The organism is Stappia sp. TSB10P1A (assembly GCF_900185725.1).
Taxonomy (GTDB): Bacteria; Pseudomonadota; Alphaproteobacteria; order Rhizobiales; family Stappiaceae; genus Stappia.
The window spans coordinates 1-2072 of the sequence record NZ_FYAU01000048.1 but is presented as its reverse complement, the minus strand read 5'-3'; the positions used below and the strand labels follow the sequence as shown (position 1 = coordinate 2072).

Sequence of the window (2072 nt, the reverse complement as noted above, 5' to 3'; positions counted from 1 at the left end):
CGATCTGGCGATCGAGCATTCTGACGAGGCTCCTGCAGGAGGCGACGACCAGGGTGCATCCGGGGGACTTGGCGCGGTTGAGTTCGGCGCCGCGAATGGCCATGAGGTCCTGCCTGCGGGCGACGAGCGCGGCCAGTTGCGCCTGGGTGCGGTCCGCCGGGCGGTGGAGCGGCAGGTGGCGCCACCGCTCCTGGCCATAGGCGGCCAGCAGTGCGGCATCGATGGCATCGGTCTTGGCCAGTCGTCCGAAGGAGCGGGCGAAGGCCCTGGCCTTGAGGGTGTCGGCCCGGTGGCAGGCGATGCCTGCGGCAGAAAGTTCTGCCAGCAGCAGGGTTTCATGGCCGCCGGTCGGCTCGCAGATGACGAGCGTGCCGGAGGGCAGACCGGCGACCAGCTTGCGGATGGCGCGGGCCGTGTTGGCCACGGTGCTGGCCACGGTGCTGCCCTGCGCCGAACAGACGGCAAGGGTCAGCTTCGACACGTCGATGCCGACGACGTGGGACGGGGCATGTTCCAGAAAGGCCATGGCGGTGGTATCCTGATCGTGCTTCGGATTGTTCGCGGGCGTGGTGTCAGCCAGAGGCCCCATCAACTCTCCAAGCGGGAAAAGGAAGCGGCAGGGACCCTGATGACGACGGGCGAAAGCCCAATCCCGGTCCGGTCGCCTGCCACTGGTCTCCCGGCGGTTCAGGCCGGGAGACCACCCAAACTCTACCACCTCTTCAGACGAACAATCCCGGACGCGCATCGCGAGATCCGGGATCCATTGGCACCCTCGGCAAGCGTGAGGCGGAGGGGCGCCGGTGCGGGGATAAGCGGCGCCGGCAACGGGGATAAGCAGCGAAACGGAATTGAGAGCCCATTCTCGAAATTTTTGTTGCCCTGTGCGGTTGTTTGAAGTTATGTATTTGAAATGATTTGATTAATTGATTTTTTAGGGGCCGTTTTCCGCTCGCAAATTTCGAGACGGATTTTGCAAAAATCGCTCTCGAAATCGGCCGGAATCGAGACGGCGGCCCCAAAGGACCGGACTCGGCAAGCCATGCGTGCTTGCGGTGTCGCTCCGGAGCGTGCCTCATACGCTCTCGGCTCTCGGCTCTCGGCTCTCGGCTCTCGGCTCTCGGCTCTCGGCTCTCGGCTCTCGGCTCTCGGCTCTCGGCTCTCCGATCCCGGCTCGGCGCTGACGCGCCGTCCGGGAGGACGCTGGGAGAGGGTGGAGCGACAAACATCCACTGAGGGTGCCAATGGGTCCCGGCGCTCCGGCTGCGCCTGCGGCCGGGATGACCTCCGAGGAGGAGGCAGCGCCGTGGCTCGCCGATCCGGCCGGGATTGTTCGTCTGAAGAGGTGGTAGAGTTTGGGTGGTCTCCCGGCCTGAACCGCCGGGAGACCAGTGGCAGGCGACCGGACCGGGATTGGGCTTTCGCCCGTCGTCATCAGGGTCCCTGCCGCTTCCTTTTCCCGCTTGGAGAGTTGATGGGGCCTCTGGCTGACACCACGCCCGCGAACAATCCGAAGCACGATCAGGATACCACCGCCATGGCCTTTCTGGAACATGCCCCGTCCCACGTCGTCGGCATCGACGTGTCGAAGCTGACCCTTGCCGTCTGTTCGGCGCAGGGCAGCACCGCCAGCACCGTGGCCAGCACCGTGGCCAACACGGCCCGCGCCATCCGCAAGCTGGTCGCCGGTCTGCCGTCCGGCACGCTCGTCATCTGCGAGCCGACCGGCGGCCATGAAACCCTGCTGCTGGCAGAACTTTCTGCCGCAGGCATCGCCTGCCACCGGGCCGACACTCTCAAGGCCAGGGCCTTCGCCCGCTCCTTCGGACGCCTGGCCAAGACCGATGCCATCGATGCCGCAGTGCTGGCCGCCTATGGCCGGGAGCGATGGCGCCACCTGCCGCTCCACCGTCCGGCGGACCGCACCCAGGCGCAACTCGCCGCACTCGTCGCCCGCAGGCAGGACCTCATGGCCATTCGCGGCGCCGAACTCAACCGCGCCAAGTCCCCCGGATGCACCCTGGTCGTCGCCTCCTGCAGGAGCCTCGTCAGAATGCTCGATCGCCAGATCG

At 66.5% G+C, this 2072-nt stretch carries 2 protein-coding genes; one reads left to right on the top strand and one right to left on the bottom strand.

Annotation, left to right across the window (positions count from 1 at the left end; genetic code table 11):
- Nucleotides 1–589: transposase (locus TSB10P1A_RS22660; RefSeq protein WP_186390240.1), on the bottom strand; the 589-nt coding region annotated here is incomplete at its 3' end.
- 885 nt (nucleotides 590–1474) lie between these two features.
- Between TSB10P1A_RS22660 and TSB10P1A_RS22655 the strand changes: the two genes are divergently transcribed.
- Nucleotides 1475–2072: transposase (locus tag TSB10P1A_RS22655; RefSeq protein ID WP_186390239.1), on the top strand; the 598-nt coding region annotated here is incomplete at its 3' end.